The 25,757-nt window shown below is 68.4% G+C and carries 22 protein-coding genes, 2 tRNA genes and 1 pseudogene; 9 read left to right on the plus strand and 16 right to left on the minus strand.

The window, feature by feature from the left end; genetic code table 11:
- The 4 genes and pseudogenes from JWP54_RS03515 to JWP54_RS03530 all read left to right on the plus strand — a co-directional run.
- A pseudogene (locus JWP54_RS03515) lies at positions 1-210 on the plus strand (HNH endonuclease); the annotation flags it as partial.
- A 157-nt stretch (positions 211-367) separates the two neighbouring features.
- Positions 368-2,950 (plus strand): valine--tRNA ligase, encoded by a 2,583-nt coding sequence (valS, locus tag JWP54_RS03520; protein WP_297367312.1) that lies wholly within the window; start codon positions 368-370, stop codon positions 2,948-2,950.
- Positions 2,951-2,960: 10 nt separating this feature from the next.
- Entirely contained in the window at positions 2,961-3,404 is a 444-nt protein-coding gene (locus JWP54_RS03525) for a GNAT family N-acetyltransferase (protein ID WP_297367314.1), read from the plus strand.
- 2 nt (positions 3,405-3,406) lie between these two features.
- A complete protein-coding gene (locus JWP54_RS03530; protein WP_297367316.1) occupies positions 3,407-3,673 on the plus strand; it encodes a hypothetical protein in 267 nt (88 codons plus the stop codon).
- Positions 3,674-3,682: 9 nt separating this feature from the next.
- Here JWP54_RS03530 and JWP54_RS03535 read toward each other — a convergent pair whose 3' ends face one another.
- Entirely contained in the window at positions 3,683-4,513 is an 831-nt protein-coding gene (locus JWP54_RS03535; RefSeq protein WP_297367320.1) for a methyltransferase domain-containing protein, read from the minus strand.
- 95 nt (positions 4,514-4,608) lie between these two features.
- On the opposite strand from JWP54_RS03535, the gene JWP54_RS03540 reads away from it, so the two are divergent.
- Positions 4,609-6,654, plus strand: a complete 2,046-nt coding sequence (locus JWP54_RS03540) for a M3 family metallopeptidase (protein ID WP_297367321.1) — start codon at positions 4,609-4,611, stop codon at positions 6,652-6,654.
- Between the two features lie 105 nt (positions 6,655-6,759).
- On the opposite strand, the gene JWP54_RS03545 is transcribed toward JWP54_RS03540, so the two are convergent.
- The 7 genes from JWP54_RS03545 to JWP54_RS03575 form a co-directional block, all read right to left on the minus strand.
- Positions 6,760-7,782, minus strand: coding sequence for a 1-aminocyclopropane-1-carboxylate deaminase (locus tag JWP54_RS03545; protein ID WP_297367324.1), 1,023 nt, complete (start codon positions 7,780-7,782; stop codon positions 6,760-6,762).
- Positions 7,783-7,837: 55 nt separating this feature from the next.
- A complete protein-coding gene (locus tag JWP54_RS03550) occupies positions 7,838-8,524 on the minus strand; it encodes a GntR family transcriptional regulator (protein WP_297367327.1) in 687 nt (228 codons plus the stop codon).
- A gap of 197 nt (positions 8,525-8,721) precedes the next feature.
- Complete coding sequence (gene clpX / locus JWP54_RS03555; protein WP_297367330.1) at positions 8,722-10,002, minus strand: ATP-dependent Clp protease ATP-binding subunit ClpX; 1,281 nt, start codon at positions 10,000-10,002, stop codon at positions 8,722-8,724.
- A gap of 156 nt (positions 10,003-10,158) precedes the next feature.
- The gene (locus JWP54_RS03560) at positions 10,159-10,809 is read right to left on the minus strand and encodes an ATP-dependent Clp protease proteolytic subunit (protein WP_297367373.1); all 651 of its coding nucleotides are present in this window, start codon (positions 10,807-10,809) and stop codon (positions 10,159-10,161) included.
- A gap of 48 nt (positions 10,810-10,857) precedes the next feature.
- A complete protein-coding gene (locus tag JWP54_RS03565; protein ID WP_297367333.1) occupies positions 10,858-11,457 on the minus strand; it encodes an ATP-dependent Clp protease proteolytic subunit in 600 nt (199 codons plus the stop codon).
- Positions 11,458-11,639: 182 nt separating this feature from the next.
- Positions 11,640-13,037, minus strand: a complete 1,398-nt coding sequence (gene tig, locus JWP54_RS03570) for a trigger factor (RefSeq protein ID WP_297367336.1) — start codon at positions 13,035-13,037, stop codon at positions 11,640-11,642.
- Positions 13,038-13,091: 54 nt separating this feature from the next.
- Positions 13,092-13,168, minus strand: a tRNA-Pro gene (locus tag JWP54_RS03575).
- 218 nt (positions 13,169-13,386) lie between these two features.
- On the opposite strand from JWP54_RS03575, the gene JWP54_RS03580 reads away from it, so the two are divergent.
- Positions 13,387-13,460 (plus strand) — tRNA-Gly (locus tag JWP54_RS03580).
- 143 nt (positions 13,461-13,603) lie between these two features.
- Here the strand turns inward: JWP54_RS03580 and JWP54_RS03585 are convergent.
- Complete coding sequence (locus JWP54_RS03585) at positions 13,604-14,587, minus strand: L-lactate dehydrogenase (RefSeq protein WP_297367339.1); 984 nt, start codon at positions 14,585-14,587, stop codon at positions 13,604-13,606.
- Positions 14,588-14,676: 89 nt separating this feature from the next.
- Here JWP54_RS03585 and JWP54_RS03590 point away from each other — a divergent pair, with 89 nt between their 5' ends.
- Positions 14,677-15,405, plus strand: coding sequence for a hypothetical protein (locus JWP54_RS03590; protein ID WP_297367342.1), 729 nt, complete (start codon positions 14,677-14,679; stop codon positions 15,403-15,405).
- Here JWP54_RS03590 and JWP54_RS03595 read toward each other — a convergent pair.
- The 7 genes from JWP54_RS03595 to JWP54_RS03625 form a co-directional block, all read right to left on the minus strand.
- Complete coding sequence (locus tag JWP54_RS03595) at positions 15,402-16,040, minus strand: response regulator (RefSeq protein ID WP_367274177.1); 639 nt, start codon at positions 16,038-16,040, stop codon at positions 15,402-15,404. The two genes, JWP54_RS03590 and JWP54_RS03595, sit on opposite strands and share 4 nt — an antisense overlap.
- Before the next feature lie 71 nt (positions 16,041-16,111).
- A complete protein-coding gene (locus tag JWP54_RS03600; RefSeq protein ID WP_297367348.1) occupies positions 16,112-17,602 on the minus strand; it encodes a sensor domain-containing protein in 1,491 nt (496 codons plus the stop codon).
- Between the two features lie 101 nt (positions 17,603-17,703).
- Complete coding sequence (locus JWP54_RS03605; protein WP_297367351.1) at positions 17,704-19,176, minus strand: amidohydrolase; 1,473 nt, start codon at positions 19,174-19,176, stop codon at positions 17,704-17,706.
- A complete protein-coding gene (locus JWP54_RS03610) occupies positions 19,173-19,814 on the minus strand; it encodes an FMN-binding negative transcriptional regulator (protein ID WP_297367354.1) in 642 nt (213 codons plus the stop codon). Before JWP54_RS03610 ends, JWP54_RS03605 begins: the two co-directional genes overlap by 4 nt.
- A gap of 79 nt (positions 19,815-19,893) precedes the next feature.
- On the minus strand, positions 19,894-20,898 hold the full coding sequence (locus JWP54_RS03615; RefSeq protein WP_297367358.1) for a DNA-formamidopyrimidine glycosylase family protein: 1,005 nt from the start codon (positions 20,896-20,898) through the stop codon (positions 19,894-19,896).
- A 15-nt stretch (positions 20,899-20,913) separates the two neighbouring features.
- On the minus strand, positions 20,914-21,402 hold the full coding sequence (locus JWP54_RS03620) for a ribose-5-phosphate isomerase (protein ID WP_297367361.1): 489 nt from the start codon (positions 21,400-21,402) through the stop codon (positions 20,914-20,916).
- Positions 21,403-21,457: 55 nt separating this feature from the next.
- Positions 21,458-22,084: a DsbA family protein gene (locus JWP54_RS03625; protein WP_297367364.1), complete on the minus strand. Its 627-nt coding sequence runs from the start codon at positions 22,082-22,084 to the stop codon at positions 21,458-21,460.
- A gap of 281 nt (positions 22,085-22,365) precedes the next feature.
- Between JWP54_RS03625 and JWP54_RS03630 the strand changes: the two genes are divergently transcribed.
- Both JWP54_RS03630 and JWP54_RS03635 read left to right on the plus strand, forming a co-directional pair.
- Positions 22,366-23,940: an MFS transporter gene (locus JWP54_RS03630; protein ID WP_297367365.1), complete on the plus strand. Its 1,575-nt coding sequence runs from the start codon at positions 22,366-22,368 to the stop codon at positions 23,938-23,940.
- A 136-nt stretch (positions 23,941-24,076) separates the two neighbouring features.
- Positions 24,077-25,630 carry an SDR family NAD(P)-dependent oxidoreductase gene (locus tag JWP54_RS03635; protein ID WP_297367369.1) on the plus strand — a complete coding sequence of 518 codons (1,554 nt, stop codon included), beginning with the start codon at positions 24,077-24,079 and terminating at the stop codon, positions 25,628-25,630.
- Positions 25,631-25,757: the final 127 nt, after the last annotated feature.

Below are 25,757 nucleotides of genomic sequence, written 5' to 3' on the forward strand. Positions count from 1 at the left end.
ATGCACCACCGGCTGAAACACCACACCCTGTGGGCCGTCGAGCAAGAACCCGGCGGCGTGCTGGTCTGGACCTCCCCGGCCGGGCAGACCCACCGCACCTACCCGGACACCTACCTCGGCCCACCCGTCACCCAGGCATCAGAGCCGGAAGCGCCGACTTCCCCGGCCGCCCCGCGACCCGACAACCTGCCCGAACAGCCGTCGTTCTAACTCGGGCCGTCGTCTGAGAAGACTCCCAAACAAGGCCCGGATCAGCCCGTTCGGAGGGTCCGAGTGCTGCCGTAGGCGCCACATCGACTAGATTGGTTCAGCAGTACTGAAGGCACCTCACCATCGACACGGTGCCGCTGAAACGAATCGGAGTGTCATGACCAACGCTGACCGCGTTCCCGAAAAGCCCGCCCTCGAAGGGCTGGAAGCGAAGTGGGAAACCAGCTGGGAGGCACAGGGCACCTATCGGTTCGACCGCGCCGGAGCGACCAAGGCGTCCATCTTCTCGATCGACACTCCCCCGCCCACCGCCTCCGGTTCGCTGCACATCGGCCACGTCTTCAGCTACACCCACACCGACGTCGTCGCCCGCTTTCAGCGCATGCGCGGCAAGAGGGTGTTCTATCCGATGGGCTGGGACGACAACGGTCTGCCCACCGAACGCCGGGTACAGAACTTCTACGGGGTGCGTTGCGACCCGTCCCTGCCGTACACGCCCGACTTCGTGCCGCCCTTCGAGGGTGGCGACGGCAAGAGCACCAAGGCTGCCGACCAGCTGCCCGTGAGCCGCCGCAACTTCATCGAACTGTGCGAGCGCCTCACCGTCGAGGACGAGAAGCAGTTCGAAGAACTGTGGCGCACCCTGGGCCTCTCCGTCGACTGGACCCAGAGCTACCGCACCATCGCACCGGAGTCGATCACGGCCTCCCAGCGCGCCTTCATCGGCAACGTGAACCGTGGCGAGGCCTACCAGGCCATGGCGCCCACCCTCTGGGATGTCACCTTCCGCACCGCCGTCGCGCAGGCCGAGCTCGAGGACAAGGAGATGCCCGCCGCGTACCACCGGGTGTCCTTCTCCAAGCCGGACGGCTCCACCATCGAGATCGAGACGACCCGACCGGAGCTTCTCGCCGCCTGCGTCGCCCTCGTGGCGCATCCGGACGACGACCGCTACAAGCCGTTCTTCGGCAGCACGGTTCGCACCCCGGTCTTCGATGTCGAGATCCCGATCCTGGCCCACCACCTCGCCCAGAAGGACAAGGGCTCGGGCATCGCCATGATCTGCACCTTCGGCGACGTGACCGACGTGGTCTGGTGGCGCGAACTCGACCTGCCCAACCGCGCGATCATGGGCTTCGACGGCCGGATCATCGCCGAGGCGCCCGATGTGATCGTCACCCCGGACGCGCAGGCCGCCTACGCGCAGCTCGCCGGGAAGACGGTGTTCTCCGCCAAGCAGACCATGGTCGAGCTGCTCCGCGCGTCGGGCGACCTGATCGGCGACCCCAAGCCGATCGTGCACCCGGTCAAGTTCTTCGAGAAGGGCGACAAGCCCCTCGAAATCGTGTCCACCCGCCAGTGGTACATCCGCAACGGCGCCCGGGACGAAAAGCTCCGGAGCCGACTGATCGACCACGGAACTGCGTTGCAGTGGCATCCTGAGTTCATGCGCGTGCGCTACGAGAACTGGGTCAACGGCCTCACCGGTGACTGGCTGGTCTCCAGGCAGCGCTTTTTCGGCGTTCCGCTGCCCGTCTGGTACCCGCTGGACGCCGACGCCAACCCGGTCTTCGACGCCCCCATCATCGCCACCGCGGAGCTACTACCCGTCGACCCGTCGTCCGATGTCGCGCCCGGCTACACGGCCGAACAGCGCGGCGCCGCCAACGGTTTCGTCGGTGAGGTCGACGTGATGGACACCTGGGCCACCTCGTCTCTCACCCCGCAACTGGCCGGCGGCTGGGAGCGCGACCCGGAGCTGTTCGACCTGGTCTACCCGTATTCGCTGCGCCCGCAGGGCCAGGACATCATCCGCACCTGGCTGTTCTCCACGCTTCTGCGCGCCGAACTCGAGCACGGCGAGTCGCCGTGGCAGCACGCCGCCCTGTCCGGATTCATCGTCGACCCTGACCGGAAGAAGATGTCGAAGTCCAAGGGCAATGTCGTCACCCCCGCCGACGTGCTCTCGCAGCACGGCTCCGATGCCGTGCGTTACTGGGCGGCATCGTCACGGCTGGGCACCGATGCGGCGTTCGATCCCAAGAACCCGACGCAGATCAAAATCGGCCGCCGTCTGGCCATCAAGATCCTCAACGCCAGCAAGTTCATCCTCGGCTTCGCCGGCGACGATTCCGCTCCGGTCACGGAACCGATCGACATCAGCATGCTCGCCCGCCTGGACATGGTGATCGGCCAGGCGACCGCGGCATTCGAGAACTTCGACCACGCCCGGGCGCTGGAGCTCACCGAGAGCTTCTTCTGGACGTTCTGCGACGACTACCTCGAGCTGGTCAAGGAGCGGGCGTACGGCGAGGCCGGTCCCGAGCAGGCGTCCGCCGTCGCGGCACTCCGCCAGGCGTTGTCGACGCTGCTGCGCCTGTTCGCCCCGTTCGTGCCGTTCGCCACCGAAGAAGCCTGGTCGTGGTCCAATGACGACTCGGTGCACCGCGCGGCATGGCCCGCCGCACCGGCTTCGGTCGCGGATGCCGACACCCTGGCCCTGCTCGACCTGGCCAGCCGGGCCCTTACGGGCATCCGGCGCGCCAAGACCGACGCGAAAGCCTCACAGAAGTCCGCTGTCCTTTCTGCAACAATCGGGGGATCGACAGCGGAGGTGGCCCTGCTCGCGCAGGTGGCCGCCGATTTGCAAGCAGTAGGCCGCATCGCGGATTTGACGTTCGTCGAGTCCGACGAGCTGAGTGTTACGAATATCGTGCTTGCCACGGTGTCGGAAATTTAAGGAGAACCGCATGTCTGTACAGGTCCGCCCGCTGGGTGACAAGGACTTCTTCCCGTGGCTTGGACTTTTCGAAGGCTACAGCGAGTTCAACAAGAGCGACCTGACCGACGAGAAGGCGTTGCGCGTGTGGAGCTGGATCATCGATAAGAACCATGACCTCGACGGTGCTGTCGCGGTCGACGATGACGGCACCTTCGTCGGTTTCACGCTCTATCGCGCCTTTCCCCGCACTCTCAGCGGCGACGTCGGGCTCTTCATCGACGACCTGTTCGTGACCAAGGAGTTCCGCGAGCCCGTGAGCCAGTCCCTGCTGGACTTCGCCCGCGACTACGCCAAGGCGCACAACTACCGGAAGCTGCAGTGGGTCTCCACTTCGGACGACAAGGCCACCCAGAAGCTCTACGACAAGGTCGGTTCCCGCACCAGCTGGGTCACCTACGAGGCCGAGGTCTAACCATGCAGCTCGGTACCCGCTGGTCACTCGGAGCCACGCCGCCGGAGGGCCTGCCCGAGGTGGTCCTCATCGCCCTGGAGGCGGTCGAGGGCGACCTCGCCGGCCTGCCGGAGGACACCAGCAGCTGGCGTTGGACGCTGACCTGGCTGGAGGGCAAGCCGGTGATCGAACTCGACGACGGCACCGTGATCCGGTTCGATCCCGTCGAGGACAGCGCCACCATCACCCAGCCGGTTGTGGCGACCGAAGACGACGAAGACTGGATCTAACGGATTCCGTCACCGCGCGGCGATGATCTCGCCGTGCGGCATGGCGAACCAGGCGTCGGGGTCCCGTGCCCAGCGGCGCCAGTCGGTGCTGATCTCGTGCAGGTCGGCCAGCCGCGCCGCACCGGCCTCGATGGCGGGCACGGCGAAGTCCGGATCAGTCACCCGCTCTGCCCAGGACTCGCCCCACCACTCCCGTTCCGCGGCGGAGGCGAAGCACCAGATCGAGGCGCTGCTCGTCACCTCGCGAAAACCGGCCTCGTGCGCCCACGCCTTGAGGGCGGCGCCGGCGTCGGGGGTGCCGCCGCTGAAGGCGTGCACCGCGCGATACACGCCGAGCCAGTTCGCCAGCCCCGGCAGGCGCGGATACCAGGTCACCCCGCCGTAGCAGGCATCGCGGGCCGCGAGGATGCCGCCGGGCTTGAGGACGCGACGCAGTTCGACCAGCGCCGCCACCGGGTTCGTCAGGTGTTGCAGCACCTGGTGGGCGTGCACGATGTCGGCGGAGGCATCCGCCACCGGCAGGGCATACACATCGCCCACAACGAACCGGGTGTTCTGCACGCCCTCGTCGAACGCCAGCCCGGCCGCCTCGTCGACCCTGGCCGGTGAGCTGTCCACCCCGATGACCAGGCCGGGTGCGACCCGGCGGGCCAGGTCGACGGTGATGGTGCCGGGCCCGCACATCACGTCCAGCACGCTGAGCCCGGCGCCCAGGTGCGGCAGCAGGTACGCCGCGGAATTCGCGGCTGTACGCCACGTGAGCACCCGCGGCAGGTGCTCCTGGCCGGGAAGGTGCCGGTCACGCGGCGCCGTCTCCTGGCGCTCAGGGGTGTCGCTCATGGCCAGAGCCTACGTCCGTGCGCTTCGGAGCGCACCCGCTGCCGCACTGTCCATCTTGCCCGCTGCCGCGCTGGCGCCGACACTAGGCTGGGGCGATGGCCGACTCCTCGAATCCCTTCTTTTCTCCCAGCACCCTGCCGTACCAGTTGCCGCCGTTCGGTGAGATTCGCGACGAGCACTACCGGCCCGCGTTCGACGCCGGTATGGCTGAGCAACTCGCCGAAGTGCGGGCCATCACCGAGGATGCCGCCGAGCCGACCATCGAGAACACGCTGATCGCCCTGGAGAGAAGCGGCCAGGTGCTCACCCGGGTCGCGACGGTGTTCTTCTCGCTGAGCTCCTCGGACTCCTCCGACTTCGGCACCGCCCTCGAAGAGGAGCTCGCTCCCCTGCTCGCGGCGCACACCGACGCCATCCGCCTCGACCCTGACCTGTACGCGCGCATCAGCGCCCTCAACGCCCGGCGCACCGAGTTGGTCCTGGACGCCGAGACGGACTACCTGCTCGAGCGGTACCACACCGAGTACACGCTGGCCGGCGCCGGCCTGTCCGAGGGCGAGAAGTCGACCCTGCGCGAATACAACAAGCGCCTGTCCACGCTCACCACCCGGTTTGAGAAGAATCTTCTCGCCGACACCAACGACCTCGCCGTCGTGATCGACGACCTCGCCGAGCTCGACGGGCTCGGCGACGGCGAGATCTCCGCGGCCGCCGAGGCCGCCAAGGACCGCGGGCTCGATGGGAAGTACGTGCTCACCCTGGTGCTGCCCACCAGCCATCCCTACCTCGCGTCCCTCACCGACCGGAGCGTGCGGGAACGGTTGCTGAGCGCCTCACGCTCCCGCGGCATCCGCGGCGGCGAACACGACAACCGCGAGCTGGTGCTGGAAATCACCCGCCTGCGCGCCCAGCGCGCCCGGCTGCTCGGCTTCGCCAGCCACGCCGCGTACGTCACGGCGGACGAGACCGCGAAGACCCCCGAAGCCGTGGCCGACATGCTGGGCCGTCTTGCCCCCGCCGCCGCTCGCAACGCGCAGGCCGAGCAGCGGGAGTTGCAGGCCGCGGTGACCGCCGACGGCGGTGACTTCGATCTGGCGGCCTGGGACTGGGCGTTCTACACCGAGAAGGTGCGGCAGGCCACGTTCGACGTGGACACCAGCGCGATGCGCCCCTACTTCGAGCTGGAGCGGGTGCTGCACGACGGCGTTTTCTACGCCGCCACCCGCCTCTACGGCGTGATCTTCACCGAACGGCCGGACCTGACCGCCTGGAACCCCGAGGCGCGGGTGTTCGAGGTCACCGACGAAGACGGCTCCCCGGTCGGCCTGTACATCGCCGACTTCTACACCCGCGATTCCAAGCGTGGCGGCGCCTGGATGAACTCGCTCGTCTCGCAGTCCACCCTGTTGGGCACGCCCACCATCGTCACCAACAACCTCAACGTGTCCAAGCCGGCAGCGGGCTCCCCCACCCTGCTGAGCTTCGACGAGGTGACCACCCTCTTCCACGAGTTCGGCCATGCCCTGCACGGCCTGTTCGCGCAGGTGACCTATCCGCGGTGCGCCGGCACGAACGTGTACCGAGACTTCGTCGAGTTCCCCAGCCAGGTCAACGAGATGTGGATGCTTTGGCCAGAGGTCCTCGCCAACTACGCCCGCCATTACCGCACCAACGAGGCGATGCCGCAGGAGCTCGTGGACCGCATCCGCGAATCGGCAACGTTCAACGAGGGCTTCGCCACCAGCGAGTACCTCGCCGCCGCGCTGCTCGACCAGGCCTGGCACCGGATCGGCGCCGACGACGTCGTGACGGATGTCGCCGCGTTCGAGGCGGACGCCCTTGCCGCGGTGGGCCTGGCCAACCCGGTGGCACCGACGCGGTACGCGAGCACCTACTTCGCGCACACCTTCTCCGGCGGCTATGACGCCGGCTACTACTCCTACATCTGGAGCGAGGTGCTGGACGCCGACACCGTGGCATGGTTCACCGAAAACGGCGGCCTCAACCGCGCCAACGGCGACCGGTTCCGCTCCCGGCTGCTCGGCGTGGGCGGCAGCGGCGACCCGCTGGCCGCGTACCGCTCCTTCCGCGGCCGGGACGCCGACATCCAGCCCCTCCTCGACCGCCGCGGCCTCAACTAGCCCGCCCGGCCGCCAGCTGTTGCCCGTCCGGACAAATGGTCCTGGCACACCGGGCGCAATTGTCCGGACGGGTAACAGTTAGGACGAAGTGGCAGCTGCCGCCGGTCAGTGGTACAGGGCGCTGTAGGCGTTGATCGCTGGCTGGCCGCCCAGGTGGGCGTAGAGGACGTTGCTGCCGGGCGCGATGTCACCGGTGGTGACGAGGTCGATCAGGCCGGCCATCGATTTGCCCTCATAGACCGGGTCGATGATCACGCCCTCCAGGCTGGCGGTGAGGCGGATGGCGGTGTTGGTCGACTCCACGGGGATGCCGTAGTAGTCGCCCGCCCAGCCCTCGAGCACGGTGATCTCCTCGTCCGCGATGGGCCGGCCCACCCCGATCAGCTCGGCGGTGTTGCGCGCGATTCGGGCCACCTGGTCGCGGGTGGCTTCGATCTTGGCGGACGCGTCGATGCCGAGAACGCGTCGCTTCTGGCCGCCGAAGTTGGCCTCAAGGTCGGCGAAACCGGCGATCATGCCGGCGTGGGTGGACCCGGTGACGCTGCACACCACGATGGTGTCGAAAAAGACGCCGAGCTCGGCCTCCTGCAGGGCGACCTCATGGGCCCAATTCGCGAAGCCCAGGCCGCCCAGGCGGTGATCGGAGGCACCGGCCGGGATGGGGTACGGGGTACCGCCGGCCGCCTCGACGTCGGCGATGGCCTGCGTCCAGGAGTCCTTGAACCCGATACCGAAACCGTCGGCGGAGATCCGCACATCCGCGCCGGTGAGGCGGGACAGCAGGATGTTGCCGACCCTGTCGTTGACGCTGTCAGGCCAGTCCACCCACTGCTCCTGCACGAGCACGGCCTTCAGGCCCAGGGAGGCGGCCACGGCCGCGACCTGCCGGGTGTGGTTGGACTGGATGCCGCCGATCGACACCAGGGTGTCGGCGCCCTGGGCCAGCGCCTCGGGGATCAGGTACTCGAGTTTGCGGGTCTTGTTGCCGCCGAAGGCGAGGCCGCTGTTGACGTCTTCGCGCTTGGCCCAGACGCGAGCACCACCGAGGTGGGCGCTCAGCCGGTCCAGCGGGTGGATCGGGCTCGGGCCGAAGGTGAGCGGGTGACGAGGAAAATCGCGCAGTGCCATGGGGTCCTTTGAGGTCGAGGTGGGGAGGTCGGGAATGCTGGGAGGTGCGGCGAGTTCAGCCGGCGTCGTGCTCAGCGGTGTGCGTGGCCGCCGTGGCGAGCATCCGGCCCAGGGTGAGCCAGTTCTCCCGCACCGCGGCGCCCGCCTCGCCGGCCCGGCCGGCGACGCAGAGCCGGATGATCCGGTCGTGGTCGGCCACGGACGCCCGCCCCGCCAGGGACGAGAACCGGGCCCGCTCGAGGCGCCGGAGAGTGGGGGTGACCTGCTCGAGCAGGGTGGGCAGCAGCTCATTGGCGCTGGCCCGCACGGCGACGGCGTGGAAATCGTCATCGGCGGCGATGGCCGCGTCGACGTCGTCGGCGGCCAGGGCCGCCCGGAAGCGCTCGTTGGCGGCCGCCATGAGGGCGAGGTCGGCCTCGGTGAGCTGGGCGACGGCCTCCCGCGCCGCGAGTTCATGGAGGGACGCCGCGATGGCTTGCGCGTTCAGCGCCGCCCGTTCGTCCAGCGGCGCCACGATGGTTTGCCGTGCCCGCTCGGTGCGCACCAGCCCGGCGGACTCCAGCCGGGCGATGGCCTCCCGGATGGGTGTGCGGCTCACGCCGAGCCAGGACTCGAGCTCGGCGTCACGCAGCCTTTCCCCCGGTGCCAGGGTGCCGTCCACGATCGCCGTGCGGAGGGCCTCATAAGCATAATCGCGGAGCGACGCGGGACGGTGGGAAGCATCTGGTACGGGAACCGGCATGCAATATATTAGATACGCCCCAGGTCCCCCTGTCAACTCCGCAACAACTGTTCCCAGTGCGGACAAGTGCGTCCGGCACGCCGGGCGCAATTGTCCGGACCGGCACCAGGTGGTGGGAACCGGGCCCGGGGCCGTCGGCGAAACGCAGAACCGCCCCCGACCGGTGGCCGGGGGCGGTTCGGGACGCGCGAGGTGGGCTAGGCCGACTTCTCTTCACGGCGGGAGGAGTGCAGCACGATGGTGGGTGCTGCATTCTTCAGAACGGATTCGCGGGTGACGACGACGCGGGCGACATCCGTGGTGGACGGCACCTCGAACATGATCGGTCCGAGCACCTCCTCCATGATGGCGCGCAGGCCCCGAGCACCGGTCTTGCGGAGCACCGCGAGGTCGGCGATGGCCTCGAGGGCGGGCTGCTCGAAGTCGAGCTCCACCCCGTCGAGTTCGAACATGCGCTGATACTGGCGCACCAGGGCATTCTTGGGCACGGTAAGGATCTGCATCAGTGCCACCTGGTCGAGCTGGGTGACCGTGGTCACCACGGGTAGCCGGCCGATGAATTCGGGGATCAGCCCGAACTTGTGCAGGTCTTCCGGCAGCACCTCGCTGAAGAGGTTGACGTCGTCGCCCTTGGTGTGCAGCGGAGCGCCGAAACCGATGCCCTTCTTGCCCGCCCGCTGGGAGATGATGTCGTCCAGCCCGGCGAACGCGCCGGCCACGATGAACAGCACATTGGTGGTGTCGATCTGGATGAATTCCTGATGCGGATGCTTGCGCCCGCCCTGCGGCGGTACCGAGGCGACGGTGCCCTCGAGGATCTTCAGGAGCGCCTGCTGAACGCCCTCCCCAGACACGTCGCGGGTGATCGACGGGTTCTCGGCCTTGCGGGCGATCTTGTCGATCTCGTCGATGTAGATGATGCCGGTTTCGGCACGCTTGACGTCGTAGTCGGCGGCCTGGATGAGCTTGAGGAGGATGTTCTCCACGTCTTCGCCCACGTAGCCCGCCTCGGTGAGCGCCGTCGCATCCGCTACCGCGAACGGCACGTTCAGCCGCTTGGCGAGGGTCTGCGCGAGGTAGGTCTTGCCGCAACCGGTGGGGCCGATGAGCAGGATGTTGGACTTGGCGATCTCGACGTCGTCATGGATCGCGTCGGCGGCCGTGAGGGTGGCGCGGGAGCGCACTCGCTTGTAGTGGTTGTAGACGGCGACGGCGAGGGACCGCTTGGCGGCTTCCTGCCCGATGACGTACTCCTCGAGGAATCCGAAGATCTCGCGGGGCTTGGGCAGCTCGAACTCGCTGCCGGTTTCTTCGGCTCCGGCCTCGGCCAGGCGTTCTTCGATGATCTCGTTGCAGAGCTCGACGCATTCATCGCAGATGTACACACCGGGTCCGGCAATGAGCTGCTGTACCTGCTTCTGGCTCTTTCCGCAGAAAGAACACTTCAACAGGTCGGCGCTCTCGCCAATTCGTGCCATCCGTGAGCCTCCTCCATCAATGACGCTGATTCGAGCCTAGCTGGTGCGTGTGACAGATGCGTGCACCCGCGGAACAAAGCGAAACGGCGCGCCGCCCGTAAGCGGCACGCCGTTCGGCGATCGGGCTGGCCAGTGGCCGAACCCGGGTGAGCTGGACTACTTGACGAGCGTCGGGACGTTCTTGCGGCTCGTCAGGATCTGGTCGATCAGACCGTACTCGAGGGCCTCGGGCGCGCCGAGGATCTTGTCGCGGTCGATGTCCTTGTGGACCTGCTCCTTGGTGCGGTTGGAGTGGCCGGCGAGGGTCTCTTCGAGCCATTCGCGCATGCGCTGGATCTCAGCGGCCTGGATCTCGATGTCGGACGCCTGGCCGCCGCCCTGGCCACCGGCGGAAGGCTGGTGGATGAGGATGCGGGCGTTCGGCAGCGCAAGGCGCTTGCCGGGGGTTCCACCGGCGAGCAGCACGGCGGCTGCGGACGCCGCCTGGCCGAGGCACACCGTCTGGATGTGCGGACGGATGTACTGCATGGTGTCGTAGATGGCCGTCATGGCAGTGAAGGAGCCACCGGGCGAGTTGATGTACATCACGATGTCGCGGTCGGGGTCCTGGCTCTCGAGCACGAGCAACTGGGCCATGACGTCGTCGGCGGATGCGTCGTCGACCTGCACGCCGAGGAAGATGATGCGGTCCTCGAACAGCTTGGCGTACGGGTCCTGACGCTTGTAGCCGTAGGCCGTGCGCTCCTCGAAGGTCGGGAGGATGTAGCGCGACTGCGGCGCCTGCGGAGCCATGCCGCCCGGAGTCATGCCGCCGGCCTGGTGGCCAAAATTAGTGAATTCCATGTTCTGCCCGTCCTACTTCTTGTTCACTGAGTCGTCGGTACCGCCGCCGCCGACCACGTCCGACGCGAATTCGCGCAGGTGATCGACGAATCCGTAGGCCAGCGCCTCCTGGGCGGTGAACCAGTTGTCACGGTCGTTGTCGATGAGGATCTGCTCGACCGACTTACCCGTCTGCTCGGCCGTGAGCTCGGCCATCCTCTTCTTCATGTCCAGGATGACCTTGGCCTGGGTCTGGATGTCGGCGGCGGTGCCACCGAAACCACCAGACGGCTGGTGCAGCAGCACCCGGGCGTTGGGGGTGATGTAGCGCTTGCCCTTGGTGCCGGAGGAGAGCAGGAACTGCCCCATCGAGGCGGCCAGGCCGATACCCACGGTCACGACGTCGTTCGGAACGAACTTCATGGTGTCGTAGATCGCCATGCCGGCCGTGATCGAGCCGCCGGGCGAGTTGATGTAAAGGAAGATGTCCCGCTGCGAGTCCTCAGCCGCCAGCAGCAGGATCTTGGCGCAGATCTCGTTGGCGTTGTCGTCGCGCACCTCTGAGCCGAGCCAGATGATGCGGTCGCTGAGAAGTCGGTCAAAAACTCCGGGTGTAGGTACCATTTCGGCCATGTCGCGCTCCGTTTCGCTTGTCGCTTCAGGAATGAATCTATAGGGTCAAACGCACGCAATAGGCTCTGTTCGCCCTCGGCAGATTCACCGGCACGGCACGCGCGCACGGCGAACACGAAACGGGCCGGCTGCCCGAAGGCAGCCGACCCGTGCGGCAGCGCCCTCGCGGGCGGCGGGTGTTACTACTTCTGGGCTGCGGCCTTCTTCTTCGGCTTGGCCTCTGCGGCCGGAGCCTCGTCGGAAGCGGCCTCGTCGGAAGCGGCCTCCTCGGTGTCCGTGGCCTCATCCGCTGCCGGCTCGTCGTCGACGACGGCCGTGAACTCGGACAGGTCGACGGTCGCGCCGTTGGAGTCGGTGACGAGCGCCTTGCCCAGTGCGATCGCGAGAGCCTTGTTACGGGCAACCTCGGCGACCATGGAGGGGATCTGGCCGTTGCCGGACAGGGCCTGAACGAACTCGCTCGGGTCCATGCCGTACTGCGACGCGCCCTGGATCAGGTACTGGGTGAGCTCGTCCTGGCTGACCTTGACCTTCTCGGCTTCCGCGATGGTGTCGAGCAGGATCTGCTGACGGAAGGTCTTCTCGCTGGCCTCGGTGACCTCGGCGCGGTGGGTCTCGTCCTCGAGGCGGTTCTCGCCCTCGAGGTGACGGTGCACCTCGTCGGCGATGATCGCTTCGGGGATCGGGACCTCGACGGAGGACAACAGCTGCTCGATGAGCAGCTCGCGGGCCTGGTTGCCCTGGCCGAAGACCTTGGAGCGGCCGACCTGGACCTTGAGGCTCTCGGTGAGCTCGTCGATGGTGTCGAACTCGCTGGCGATCTGCGCGAAGTCGTCGTCGGCGGTGGGAAGCTCCCTCTCCTTGACGGCGATGACGGTGACGGTGATCTCCGCGGTCTCGCCCTCGTGGTCGCCGCCGAGCAGCTTCGAGTTGAAGGTGGTGGTCTCACCGGCGGTGAGGGACTCGAGGGCTTCGTCGATGCCCTCGATGAGGTCGCCGGAGCCTACCTCGTAGGAGATGCCGCTGGCGTTGTCGACCTCGACACCGTTGACGGATGCGACGAGGTCGATCTGGGCGAAGTCGCCGGTGGTGGCCGGGCGGTCGACCGTGATCAGGGTGCCGAAGCGGCTGCGCAGGGTGTTGAGCTCTTCGGTGACCTCGTCATCGGAGATGTCGACGGCGTCGACCGTGAGCTTGAGGCCCTCGTAGGCGGGCAGGTCGATCTCGGGGCGCACGTCGACCTCGATGGCCAGCAGCAGATCTCCCGAGAAGTCCTTGTCGCTGGGCCACTCGACGATGTCAGCTTCCGGGCGACCGAGCGGGCGGAGCTTGTGCTCGTCGACGGCCTTGCGGTAGAAACCGTCGAGGCTCTCGTTGACGGCGTGCTCCAGGACGGCGGACTTGCCGACGCGCTGGTCGATGATGGGCGGCGGAACCTTGCCCTTGCGGAAGCCGGGGATGTTGATGTCCTCGGCGATGTGCCCGTAGGCGTGGGTGATGCTGGGCTTCAGCTCTTCCGGAGTCACCGAGATGGTGACCTTGGCGCGCGTGGGGCTCAGCTTTTCTACCGTGGACTTCACGTTTAAATCTCCTGTGTTCGACAGATTATGTTCGACAGATGTGCAGGGGGGTGATGGTCGGGGCGACAGGATTCGAACCTGCGACCTCTCGGTCCCAAACCGAGCGCTCTACCAAGCTGAGCTACGCCCCGGATGTCATCTCACCCGATGGGGCCACCAACTTGGCACGCAGACTCACGCGACAGGCGGATTGACCTCCGTCAGTCTAGTGCACGAGCCGAACCCCGGCGCGTCCCCTGAACGGATTCCGGGCGGGTTCCGGGCCAGCTCAGGGGCCTGGATCGGCGGGGCGGGAAAACCCGTCCCGAACCTGTACTACGATATTCGAGTGCCAGCACGTGCGGCACATGGGGATGTAGCTCAATGGTAGAGCCTCAGTTTTCCAAACTGATGGCGCGGGTTCGATTCCCGTCATCCCCTCCATATCACTCGCACCGCGCCCACTCGCAACTGTGCCCCGTTCGGACAATTGGTCCCGGTGCGCCGGGACCAATTGTCCGCATCGGGAACAGTTGCGTTCGGGGTTCGGGCGTCGGTCCAGTCGTCGCTGCGGCTCGGTTCCATGATCAGGCCAGGCCGAGGCTGTCGAGAGACGCGCGCAGGGTCGCGGCGGAATGCTCGAAGAGGGCCTGCTCCTTGGCAGAGAACGGCACGTCGATCACCCGGGCGATCCCGCTGGCGTCGATGACGCTGGGCACCGAGAGGGCGACCCGGCTGACGCCGCGGTAATCGGTGAGCACCGAACTCACCGGGAGCACCGCGCCCTCGTCGCGCAGGATGGCCTCGACGATGCGGGCGCCCGAGAGCCCGATGGCGTAGTTGGTGGCTCCCTTGCCTTCGATCACTCTGTAGGCGGCGTTCTTCACGTCCTCGGCGATCGATTCGAACTCGACTTCGGTGAAGGGCACCGATCCGGCGGCGGCCGAACCCGTCGCGCCGCGGGCGAGCATCCAGTCGGCCAGGGAGATCGGGCCGATCCGCGCCTGCGACCAGAGCGGGAACTCGGAGTCACCGTGTTCGCCCACGATGAGGGCGTGCACGTTGCTGATCGCCACGCCGACGCGTTCGGAGAGCATCCAGCGCAGCCGGGAGGAGTCGAGTACCGTGCCGGAGCCGAACACCCGCGCCGGCGGCAACCCGCTGAACTGCTGGGCGGCCACCGCGAGGACGTCGACGGGGTTGGTGACCAGCACGAACACGGCGTCGGGCGCCCGCTCGACGAGCTTGGGCATCAGGTCGCGGAGGATCTCCACATTGACGCCGGCCATCTCCAGGCGCGACTGGCCGGGATGCTGCCGGGCGCCGGCCGTGATCACCACGACGTTGGCGCCACTGACCACGTCGAGGTCGTCGCCGCCGGTGACCCGGGACGCCCCGGTGAACTGGGTGCCGTGCGCGAGGTCGAGCACCTCGGCGGCCACCTTTGCGGAGTTGATGTCGTACAGGGCCACCTCGCGGGCGGACTCCCGGATTAGGGCCGCGTAGGCCAGGGAGGTACCGACGGCGCCGGCACCGACGATGGCCAGCTTGGAGTTCTCAATGACGCTCATGGTCCCAGTGTCCTCCATCGCGGCGGGTGTCCCGGCACCGTACGAATCGGGCACTGGGCGGCAGAGCGGATGCGGTCCACTATGGGGACATGTCCGACGAGGAGTCGGCCCCACCCGACCCGAAACCCGAAGTGCCACCGGCGGTTCGCGCCCAGCTGCTCGCCACGGAGCACTGGAGTCTGCTCGCCTCCCGCAGTACCGCTCAGAGTGAAGTGCTCACCCGGATCAGCATGTTCCTCACCCTCGTCTCCGCGGGTCTGGTGAGCCTGGCGCTGGCCGGGCAGGCCACCGACTTCGACGAGGGATTCCCCGGCCTCGCGATCACCCTGCTCGGTATCATCCTGCTCGTCGGCACCCTCACCCAGCTCCGGGTGTACAACGTGGGAATGGAGGACCTCGTCTATGTGTTGGCGATGAACCGGCTGCGCGGGGCGTACGCCGAACTGGATCCCGGCATCGCAAAGTTCCTGATGGCGTCGAGGTACGACGACCGGGCGGGCTCGATCACCACCTACTACGCCTTCGCGGCCCGGAACTGGAGCCAGGTGCTCGCCAGCAGCATGCTCTTCATCACGGCCGTCAATTCGACGCTGATGGGGTTGTTGCTGGCCGGCATCACCCTCGGCGTCGGCTGGCCCCTCACACTCGGCCTGACCATCGCCGTGCTCGGCGGCCTGGGCTTCCTGACGGTGTCCGTGTTTTTGGGCGGCTTCCGTTACTCCCGCGTCTGGAGCCAGTACACGCCGCTCTTCCCGTCGCCCCCGGCGGCACCACCCGCCCAGCCGGGCAGGCCGGAGCACCCGCGCCCGACCCCCTAGGCCTGCAGGAACGCCAGCACCGCGAGCACCCGGCGGTGGTGGGAGCCGGTGTCGTCCAGGCCCAGCTTGGAGAAGATCGCGGTCACGTTCTTCTCCACCGCCCCCACCCCGATCACGAGGCGCTCGGCGATGCCCACGTTGGTGCGCCCCTCGGCCATCAGGCCGAGCACGTCCCGTTCCCGCGGGGTGAGGGCGGCGATCGGGTTGGAGCGCCGGGCCAGCAACTCCCGCACCACCTGCGGGTCGAGCACCGTGCCGCCGGCACTGACCCGCGCCACGGCGTCCTGCAGCTCGTCGAGCGACGCGACCCGGTCCTTGAGAAGGTAACCCAGGCCGCCCTCCCCCGACGCCAGGAGTTCCTGCACATAGGTGCCTTCGACGTACTGGCTGAGCAGCAGGATACCGATGCCCGGCAGGCGGCGACGCAGCTCGATGGCGGCTCGCACTCCTTCGTCGCGGAAGGTGGGCGGCATCCGCACGTCGAGCACGGCCAGGTCGGGGTGCAGCGCGTCGACTTCGGCGAGCAGGGCATCCGCGTCGCCGTAGGCGGCCACGGTGTCAAAGCCCGCCTCCGCGAACAGCCGGACCAGGCCTTCGCGCAAGAGCACGGAGTCCTCGGCCAGTACCAGCCGCAGCGGCCGGGGTGCGACGGGTGTGATCGCAGCGGGGGGAGGAAGTGTGCTCACCCGTACAGGATAGGGCGCTCTCACGGCCTGGCGACGGAGCTGCCCAGTTCGCGCACCAGCGGGATGTGCGCGCCGACAGCGGTCGGGCCGCCGGCCGGGCTCTGCACCGAGAGGATGCCGCGGAGACCCGTGAGGCGTTCGTCGAGGCCCGCCAGGCCGTGGCCGGCCCGCAGGACGGCGCCGCCGCTGCCGTTGTCGATCACCCAGAGGTCCAGCCAGGTGGAGTCGTCCTCGGGGATCCGCCGCAGCTCAAGGTGCAGGCGGATGCCGGTGGCGCCGGCATGCTTGGCCACATTGGTGAGCAGCTCGGCGGCGATGAAGTACGCGTTCCGCTCGATCTCGGACGGCAACCGCAGGTCGCGGTCAACCTCCAGCTCGAGCTGCACGGGCACCGTGCTGCGGGCGGCGAGGGACTCGAGGGCCACGATCAGACCGCGGTCCTGCAGGATCGGCGGGACCAGCCCGTGGGAAAGCGCCCGGAGTTCTTCGAGCGTGTCGTGGGCCTGCGCCCGAGCCTCGCCCAGCAGCCGGCGCGCGGCGGCCGGGTCGTCGTCGAGCCGGCGCTCGGCGCTGGCCAGGTCCATTTGCAGGCGCACCAGGCGCTGCTGCGGGCCGTCGTGGATGTCCCGCTCCAGTCGGCGCAACGACTGGTTCTCGGCGGAGACGGCCGCGCCGCGGGACGCGTTCAGGTCGGCGACCTCGCGCTGCAGGGCCTCGGACTCCCAGGCTCCGAGCATCAGGCGGGCGATGCCCTGGTGAGCGAGCACGAGGCCGCGGGTGACGAACGGCAGGGTGGCCAGAAAGAACAGGCCGAGCAGGGCGTTCAGGAGGTTCTCCGCGACCAGGCCCTGGGTGCCGTCGGCGCCGTATGCGCTGCTGATCAGGCCGAACAGCCCGACCGAGTCGTCGTTGGCCGTGAGCGACCAGCTCCAGATCCAATAGGTCAGGCCGCCGAGCGCGCCAGACACCCAGACGATGCTGATCGTCCAGGTGACCAGTCCCACGATGAAGTTCACGACCATGCCGTGCAGCAGGTAGAGCCAGTAGTGGCCGGACACCAGCGGGCCGAGAATCGCGCGGAGCGGCGTGGCAGGTTCACCGCGCGGCGTCCACTGCGGCGGCGTGATCACCGGCTGGCCGGCCCAGCGCAGCCGGGTGGTCTCCACGACGCCGAAGCCGCGCGCGGCGTAGAGGGCGGCCACGACGATGAAGAGGCCCACGAACACGGCGACCAGGCTCACCCCAGTGGAGAACAGGGTGACCAACACGGTGAAGGCCGCCAGCACGACGGGCAGGGTCGGCAGGAGGAAGCCGAGTTCCCTGGGGGTGCCGGCCCAGAGGCCGAGGTAGCCGCGCCGGCGGGAGTCGAGAGTGCCGGCACCGGAGTGCCCGGTGGCCGGGGTGTCGGGGGTCTCGCTGGCGGTTTGCACGAAGCCCAGCGTGGCAGAGTTCGAGCCGGCGATGGTGTTCCCGATGCCGGCAGCGGCGGAATTGAGAGTGTCGTTCGTCATGGTTCCAGCGTGCTCTGCGGCCGCTTCGCAGCCCATCCTCCCAGCCGCCGGATCCGGCAGGGGGTTATCCCCCGCATCCGAACGTGCGCGCCGCGGGCGGACTACAGGGTGTCGTGCGTGAACCGGCCGCCGAGCAGGGTCGCGGCGACGGGCATCCGCCGCAGGTCGGCGACGGAGGCGACGAACGGGTCGGTCTCGCAGACAGCTAGGTCGGCCACCTGGCCGACGGCGATGCTGTGCCGGCCGCGGGCGGATGCCGCCAACGCCGCCTGCCGGGAGATGGCTTGGTCCGCGTGCCACGCGGCCCGGTCCCCGCGGCTGCGACCGACCGCGGCCGACATCGACACCCACGGGTCTAGCGGGGCGACGGGCGCGTCGGAGCCCAGCGCGAGCGGCACCCCGGCCGCCAGCAGGTCGGCGAGCCGAAACGCCCGGTCGGTGCGTCCGGCCCAGTACCGGTCGGCCACGTCCCGGTCGTCGAGGGCGTGTTCGGGTTGCACGCTCGCGGTGACGCCCAGCCGGGCGAAGCGGGCCACGTCAGCCTCGGTGAGCAGCTGGGCGTGCTCGATGCTGCCCGTGCAGCCGACCGCCTCGAAGGCATCGAGGGCGAGGCTGTTCGCATTGTCGCCGATGGCGTGCACGGCGGGGCGGATGCCCGCGGCGTGGGCCCGGCCCATGAGCGTGACCAGTTCGTCGGCGGCCACGGTCAGCAGCCCGCGGGCGTGTTCGCCGGTGAGGCCCGGGTACTCGTCGAAGCAGTACGCGGTGCGGGTGTTCAGCGAACCGTCGGTGATGACCTTGAACGGCCCGACCGAGAGCAGTCCCCCGGTGCCGTCGATGACCTGGCCGCTGGACAGGCCCAGCGCGATGGCCTCCTCGAGATGCTGCGGGTACAGGCCGAAGTCCACCCGGAGCTTGTCCCCGCCGGCGGCCATGCGGCGCCGCCACACGTCGAGATTCCAGGTCATCTCGAGGTCAACGATGCCCACCACACCGCGCGCCGCGGCGTTACCGGCGGCCTCGTCGGCCCAGGCGTCGAGGTCGGCATCCGGCACGTTGTCGATGGCGTGCGCAACGGCGAAGGCGTCCTCTTCGCGCAGCAGACCGCTCTGGTGCCCAGCGAACCCGTAGGCGGCCAGAGCCGCGGAGTTCAGCCAGCAGCTGTGCAGGTCCCCGCTGACGAGGACGACCGGAACCGGCCCGGACGCCGCGTCGAGCAGGGCGGCGCTGGGGGCGTCCGGCCAGAGCCCGTCCCGGAATCCGAACCCGACCAGGCGGTCGCCCGGCTGCGCGGGAACCGCGGCAAGCCGGCCGGCGACCAACTCCGCGGTCGCCGCAGCACTGGTCGCCGCCGACACATCCAGGCGCCGGGAGGTCTGCGCCCACTGACTGAAGTGCACGTGGTTGTCCCAGAGCCCGGGGATGACCCAGCGCTCATGGACGTCGACGCTGGGCAGAGCGGTGCCGTCGACGGCCGGGAGATAGCCGATGGCATCGATCCGGCCGTCGACGATGCGCAGGTCGACGAGATCGTCGCTGCCGGGCAGGCGGGCGTTGCGCAGCACCAGGTTCACTGGGCACCGCCGTCCCGGCTGCGCCGCATTTCGGCCGCGAGGGCGGCACTGGCGTACGGACCGTCGCCCTCGAGTTCGGTGAGGATGCGGTCCACGGTCGCCGCCGGCTTGTTCTGGCTCATCTTGTTCTTCGCCGTGAAACGGCTCACCCGCAGCCGGAAACCGAGGGTACCGGCCACGATGCGCTCCGCGTAGGCGGCATTCTCCAGGGTGCCGTTCATCCGGCGCGGCTCGGGCAGCCGGTCTTCGAAGACGTCGACGAGGTCGGCGAGCACCCGCAGGTTGTCGGTGTCGTCGAGGAGCTCCGGGGTGCCGTGCAGGTGCGCGGTGACGAAGTTCCAGGTGGGCACGGCGGGTTTCGCGTCGTACCAACCGGGCGAGATGTAGCCGTGCGGGCCCTGCACGATGACGAGCAGCTCGTGCGCGCCGAGCTCGTGCAGTTGCTCGTCCGGCCGGCCCACGTGGCCAAGCAGCACGATCTCCCCGTCGGCGGCGGCCGGGTCGAGGATCACCGGGTAATGCGACGCGACCAGGTCACCGGTCGACGTGGAACTGACCAGGGTCACCCACGGGTGCTCCCGGATGAGCCGGCGCACCTCGTCGACCTGGTCGAGCGCGAAGCTGGGATTGGTTCTCACGTGGCAGGCTCCTGGGGGTGGGGTCAGCGGCGGGTAGAGCGGATGCGGCGGTAGCGACGCGTTCAGCGGATGCGGCCGGTCAGGCCTGGCACCGCGGGCACCAGTACAGCTTCCGGGCACCCATGTCCTCGAGGGTGATGTGGGTGCCGCAGACCCGGCAGGGCAGGCCCTCCCGCTTGTAGACCCAGTGCCGGTCGGCCCGGTTCTTCATGGCGAGCCGGTAGTCGTCGGCGCCCAGGTCGTCCATGGTCATCATCTGGCCGGTGTTCACACCGACGGCCAGCAGGTGCGCCCAGTCGCGCCAGAGCGCCCGCAAGGCCTCTGCGCTGAGGGACTTACCCGGGGCGTGCGGGTTGATCTTCGCCCGGAACAGCAGCTCGGCTCGGTAGACGTTGCCGATGCCGCTCACCACGGACTGGTCCATCAGGAGCAGGCCGATCCGGGTGGGTTTCTTCCGGACGGCGTCGACGAAGCGTGCTTCGGCTTCGGGGCTGTCGTCCAGTTGCGGGTCGGGGCCGAGCCGGGCCAGCACCGCATCCACCTGGGCCGGGTCGAGCACCTCGCACGCGGTCGGACCGCGTAGGTCCGCGGAGACGGTGTCGGTGAGCAGGCGAACCCGCACCTGCCCGACGGGCTCCGGCGGGAAGGTTTCGAGCTGGTCGATCTCCTTTTCCTGCTCGGCCATCCGCACCCGCGTGCGCCGGGGCGCTCCGATGCTGTGCATCGAGTTCTCGCCGGCCGAGTCGAGCACCGCATCGCCCTCGCCGGGGCTGCCCAAATCGGTGCCGCGCTGGTTGGTCTGGCCCATCCGGCCGTTGCTGGCCGCGATGGTGGCGTCCATGATGATCTCGCCGGCGAAGTCCCAGGCACCGTACATGCCCAGGTGCACCCGCAGCCACAGCCCGTTGTCGAACTCGAGGAACATCTGCTTGCCCACGGCTCGGGCGGCCGTCATCACGTGGCCGTCGAGCTGTGCCGCGCCCGCCGCGAACCGGCCCTGCGGGCTCGACAGCGCCACGGTGCGGCCCAGGAAGTTGCGTGTGAACTGCCGCGTGATGCGGTGGACGGAATGACCCTCAGGCACGGCGGCGCCTCCGGCTCAGCGGCTCAGGACGGTGCCGGCGATGGTGCCGGTTGCCTCGTATTCGGCCAGCTGCCGGATTCGGCGCTGGTGGCGTTCCTCGCCGGGGAACGGGGTCGCGAGAAAGGCGTCGATGAAGCTGATGACGTCTTCGATGGGGTGCTGGCGGGCGCCGATCGCGATGACGTTGGCGTTATTGTGCTCGCGGGCGAGCGTCGCCGTCGCGGGGTTCCAGACCAGGGCGGCGCGGGCGCCGCGCACCTTGTTGGCCGCAATCTGCTCGCCATTGCCGGACCCGCCGAACACCACGCCGAGCGCCTCCGCGCCCGTGGCCTGGTCGGCGACGACGGCCTCGGCCGCACTGATGCAGAACGCCGGGTAGTCGTCGAGCGGCTCGTAGCTGGTCGGTCCGTGGTCGATGACCTCGTGTCCGGCCGAGCCCAGGTGGCTGATCAGGTGCTGACTGAAGTCGAGGCCGGCGTGGTCGGTGGCGATGTGGATGCGCATGATGAGCAGTCTATTTAATCGGGCGCGGTACTGCGGCGGGGACGGCGAGGCGGAGCTACTCGATTGCCGCGGCGAGGGCGGGCGCGAAGATCGGGTCCCGGGTGCGGCTGCGCTTGATCTCGAAGAATCCGTCGTACGCGGCCACGGCGACGACGCCGTCCCACAACGCCAGCGCAGCGTCGCCGGTCGGGGCCGGGGAGATGACCGGGCCGAAGAAGGCCACGTCGTTCACGGCGATCACGGGAGTGCCGACATCCTGGCCGACCCGGTTGATGCCCTCGAAGTGGCTCGCGCGCATCTGCACGTCGAACTCGTCGCTGTCGGCGTAGCGGGCGAAGGCCGCCGGCAGGCCCACCTCGGCCAGCGCCGCGGGGATCACCGAGTCGGCATCCGAGTTGCCCTCGTGGTGGATGCGGGTGCCCAGCGCGTCGTACAGCGCCTTGACGGTTTCCTGGCCGTGCAGCTCCTGCGCGGCCTGCACCAGACGGGTGTACTTGAGCGCCCGGGGGAAGAACGCCCGGTACTCCTCGGACACGTCGGTGTTCTCGTTCAGCACGGCCAGGCTCATCACCTGCCAGTTGACCTCGAAGCCACGCAGATTGCTCACCTCGTCCGCCCAGCGGGAAGTCATCCAGGCCCAAGGGCAGGAGGGGTCGAACCAGAAGGTCACAGAGTCGCTCATCGCATCAGCCTACGCGAGTCGAAGGTCCCGAAAAGCCGCATTCCGGTCGGCCCGAAACCCGGCTAAAGCCCTGTCCAGAACTGCTATCGCGAGCAAAATACCTGATCTGCGCCAAATTGCGCTAAAATGGAGTCTTATGCCCATTGAGGGGCGGCCCCGCATCCCGGGCACATGACCACCATCTGAGTCATCTCTGGACCTCCATCCGAGGCCCGACATGACTGCGCAAGAGTCATGTCATGACCTCCACAAGAGGCATCTCTACTGTCAGAAAGTGACACATGTCCAACGCAACTCCCGGTGCGGAACGCACCGTCAAGAAGTTCAAGAAGCCGCTGCTGCGGCGCCGGCTGAAGGTGTCCGACGTCAACGTCGTCGACCGCCCGATGCTCAAGAAGGCCCTCGGCGGCACGATCGTCGGAAACACCATGGAATGGTACGACGTCGGAGTCTTCGGCTACCTGATCACCACCATGGGTCCGGTCTTCCTGCCCGAGGCCGACCCGACCGTGCAGACCCTATTCCTCCTCGGCACCTTCGCCGCGACATTCATCGCCCGCCCCCTTGGTGGCGTGTTCTTCGGCTGGCTCGGTGACAAGGTGGGCCGCCAGAAGGTGCTCGCCATGACGCTGATGCTCATGGCCGCGTCGACCTTCGTGGTCGGCATCCTGCCCGGATACGCGCAGCTCGGCATCTGGGCCGCGGTCCTGCTGGTGCTGACCAAGCTCGTGCAGGGCTTCTCCACCGGCGGCGAGTACGCCGGCGCCACCACCTTCGTCAGCGAGCACGCCCCGGACAAGAACCGTGGCTTCCTCGCCAGCTTCCTCGACATGGGCAGCTATCTCGGTTTCGCCATGGGCGCCGCTCTCGTGTCGATCCTGCAGGTGACCCTCGGCCAGGCGGCCATGGAGGAGTGGGGCTGGCGTCTGCCGTTCCTGCTCGCCGGCCCGCTCGGCCTGATCGCCATCTACTTCCGGATGAAGATCGAGGAGTCCCCCGCGTTCCAGGCCAGCCTGGACGCCCAGGAAGCCGCGCTGAAGGACCCGAGCTTCGTGGAGGACGACAGCATCCCCAAGGGACCGCTCGCCATCTTCAAGAACTACTGGCGCGGCATCCTGCTCGCGATGATCCTCGTCGCCGCGGCGAACACCGTCGGCTACGCCCTCACCTCGTACATGCCGACCTACCTCACCAGCACCATGGGGTACGACGAGCTGCACGGCACGCTGCTGACCATCCCGGTCCTCGTGGTCATGGCCTGCTGCATCCCGCTCACCGGGCGGCTCAGCGACAAGATCGGCCGCCGCCCCGTGCTGTGGATGGGTTCGATCAGCGCTGTGGTCTTCGCGATCCCGGCCTTCCTGCTCATCGGAGCCGGCTCGGTCTGGACCACCCTTGCGGGCCTGGCCCTGATCGCCCTCCCGGTCACGTTCTACGTCGCCAACCTTGCCTCCGCGCTGCCGGCCCTGTTCCCCACGGCCAGCCGCTACGGTGCGATGGGTATCGCGTACAACTTCGCCGTCGCCATCTTCGGTGGCACCACGCCGTTCATCATCGCGGCGCTCATCGCGGGCACCGGCGATGACATGATGCCGGCCTACTACCTGATGGCCACCTCGTTCATCGGTGGAATCAGCATCTTCTGGCTCAAGGAATCCGCCAACCGCCCGCTGCCCGGCTCCATGCCGAGCGTGGAATCGGTCGAAGAGGCCCACGAGCTCGTCGCCGGCCAGTTCGAGAACCCGCTGCTCGACCACGACGAGATGCCGTTCGACGCCACCTTCGAGCCGCCGACCTCGTCGCTGGACCTGAGCGCGCTCACGACCGAGACCGAGGCAGAGCGGGCCAAGGTCTAGCTCTCCCCGCACCGCCGCCTCTCCGGAGCCAACTGTGGCCGGTGCGGACAATTGTGACCCGCACACCGGGACCATTTGTCCGCACCGGCCACAGTTACCTGTGAGCGGGGCGGATGCGTCGAAGTAGAATTCTCTGATGAGCACCGAGCAACACCCGCACAGCACGCCCGCCGAGACCGACGCCCCGGCAGCGACCGACTCGACCGCCACCGCGCCCGCCGACGCTGCACCCGCCGCGTCCGCGATCGACCCGAAGGACCTCGAGGTGGCACTGCGCGTCCTCGCGTCGCTGGCGACGATCGACCCGGACGACCCCGACTTCGTCACCGTGCGCCAGGCCACCGCAAAGATGTTCAAGTCCGTGAAGATCGTGCGCCGGCACGAGAAGCGCCAACTGATCGCCGATGCCGACCGCGACGTCATCGCCGCCACCGCCACCGGGGCGCCCACCCGCATCGACGACGAAACCATCGGCGCCCAGTTGCGGCTCGGCACCGACCGCCCGTCGGCCGGCGAACTGCTGGTGCCGCGAGCGTGCTACATCTGCAAGCAGAAATACACCCTCGTCGACGCGTTCTACCACCAGCTCTGCCCGAGTTGCGCGACGATGAGCCACGGCAAGCGCGACGCCCGCACCGACCTCACCGGCAAGCGGGCCCTGCTCACCGGCGGTCGCGCCAAGATCGGCATGTACATCGCTCTGCGGCTGCTGCGCGACGGCGCGCACACCACCATCACCACGCGGTTCCCCCGCGACGCCGTGCGCCGGTTCAGCGCCATGCCCGACTCGAAGGACTGGCTGCACCGCCTCCGCGTGGTGGGCATCGACCTGCGCGACCCTGCTCAGGTGATCGGCCTGGCCGATTCCGTCGCGGCCCAGGGGCCGCTGGACATCCTGATCAACAACGCCGCCCAGACCGTGCGCCGCTCCCCCGGCTCGTACTCGCCGCTAGTGGAGGCCGAGTCCTCGCCGCTGCCCGACGGCGACCTGCCCGAGATCGTCTCCTTCGGGCACACCAACGACGCGCACCCGACCGCGCTGGCGGCATCCGTCGCCAGCCATCCGATCCTTGCGGCCGCCGCCACCGGCGCCGCCCTCACCGCCGACGACCTCACCGCGCTGGCGCTGGCCCCCGGCTCCTCCTCGCTGGCCCGCCTCGCCGCGGGCACGGCGATCGACGCCGGCGGCCTGGTGCCCGACCTGCACGAGGCGAACAGCTGGACCGCGAACGTCGAAGACGTGGACCCGTTGGAGATGCTCGAGGTGCAGCTGTGCAACACCACCGCGCCGTTCCTCCTGGTGAGCCGCCTGCGCGCCTCGATGGCAAGCTCCTCGGCCCGGCGCACCTACATCGTGAACGTGTCGGCCATGGAGGGTGTCTTCGGCCGCGGCTACAAGGGCCCCGGCCATCCGCACACCAACATGGCCAAGGCCGCGCTGAACATGCTCACCCGAACCAGCGCCAAGGAGATGCTCTCGGACGGCATCCTGATGACCAGCGTCGACACCGGCTGGATCACAGACGAACGCCCGCACCCCACCAAGATCCGCCTCGCCGAAGAGGGCTTCCACGCTCCGCTCGACCTGGTGGACGGTGCCGCCCGCGTCTACGACCCCATCGTGCGCGGCGAACAGGGCGAAGACCTCACCGGCGTCTTCCTCAAGGACTACCGTCCCGGCACCTGGTAGCGCCCCGCACATCCCGCCGAAGCGGTCTAACGGTCACCTCACAGCCCTGAAGCAGCCGCTCGGCCGCTCTCGCGAGATCGTCGGGTGGCGGATGCGCGGCACTCCCGGGCGCCTGCGGGGCGGTGTC

The organism is Cryobacterium sp., from assembly GCF_025463825.1.
Lineage (GTDB): Bacteria > Actinomycetota > Actinomycetes > Actinomycetales > Microbacteriaceae > Cryobacterium.

Coding starts and splice junctions, on each gene's coding strand:
- JWP54_RS03590 (WP_297367342.1), top strand. CDS start 14,677: ATGTCCGACGAGGAGTCGGCCCCACCCGACCCGAAACCCGAAGTGCCA.
- JWP54_RS03540 (WP_297367321.1), top strand. CDS start 4,609: ATGGCCGACTCCTCGAATCCCTTCTTTTCTCCCAGCACCCTGCCGTAC.
- clpX (WP_297367330.1), bottom strand. CDS start 10,002: ATGGCACGAATTGGCGAGAGCGCCGACCTGTTGAAGTGTTCTTTCTGC.
- JWP54_RS03560 (WP_297367373.1), bottom strand. CDS start 10,809: ATGACTCCGGGCGGCATGGCTCCGCAGGCGCCGCAGTCGCGCTACATC.
- JWP54_RS03535 (WP_297367320.1), bottom strand. CDS start 4,513: ATGAGCGACACCCCTGAGCGCCAGGAGACGGCGCCGCGTGACCGGCAC.
- JWP54_RS03550 (WP_297367327.1), bottom strand. CDS start 8,524: ATGCCGGTTCCCGTACCAGATGCTTCCCACCGTCCCGCGTCGCTCCGC.
- JWP54_RS03630 (WP_297367365.1), top strand. CDS start 22,366: ATGTCCAACGCAACTCCCGGTGCGGAACGCACCGTCAAGAAGTTCAAG.
- JWP54_RS03525 (WP_297367314.1), top strand. CDS start 2,961: ATGTCTGTACAGGTCCGCCCGCTGGGTGACAAGGACTTCTTCCCGTGG.
- JWP54_RS03565 (WP_297367333.1), bottom strand. CDS start 11,457: ATGGCCGAAATGGTACCTACACCCGGAGTTTTTGACCGACTTCTCAGC.
- JWP54_RS03585 (WP_297367339.1), bottom strand. CDS start 14,587: ATGAGCGTCATTGAGAACTCCAAGCTGGCCATCGTCGGTGCCGGCGCC.
- JWP54_RS03620 (WP_297367361.1), bottom strand. CDS start 21,402: ATGCGCATCCACATCGCCACCGACCACGCCGGCCTCGACTTCAGTCAG.
- JWP54_RS03545 (WP_297367324.1), bottom strand. CDS start 7,782: ATGGCACTGCGCGATTTTCCTCGTCACCCGCTCACCTTCGGCCCGAGC.
- JWP54_RS03625 (WP_297367364.1), bottom strand. CDS start 22,084: ATGAGCGACTCTGTGACCTTCTGGTTCGACCCCTCCTGCCCTTGGGCC.
- JWP54_RS03635 (WP_297367369.1), top strand. CDS start 24,077: ATGAGCACCGAGCAACACCCGCACAGCACGCCCGCCGAGACCGACGCC.
- JWP54_RS03530 (WP_297367316.1), top strand. CDS start 3,407: ATGCAGCTCGGTACCCGCTGGTCACTCGGAGCCACGCCGCCGGAGGGC.
- JWP54_RS03600 (WP_297367348.1), bottom strand. CDS start 17,602: ATGACGAACGACACTCTCAATTCCGCCGCTGCCGGCATCGGGAACACC.
- valS (WP_297367312.1), top strand. CDS start 368: ATGACCAACGCTGACCGCGTTCCCGAAAAGCCCGCCCTCGAAGGGCTG.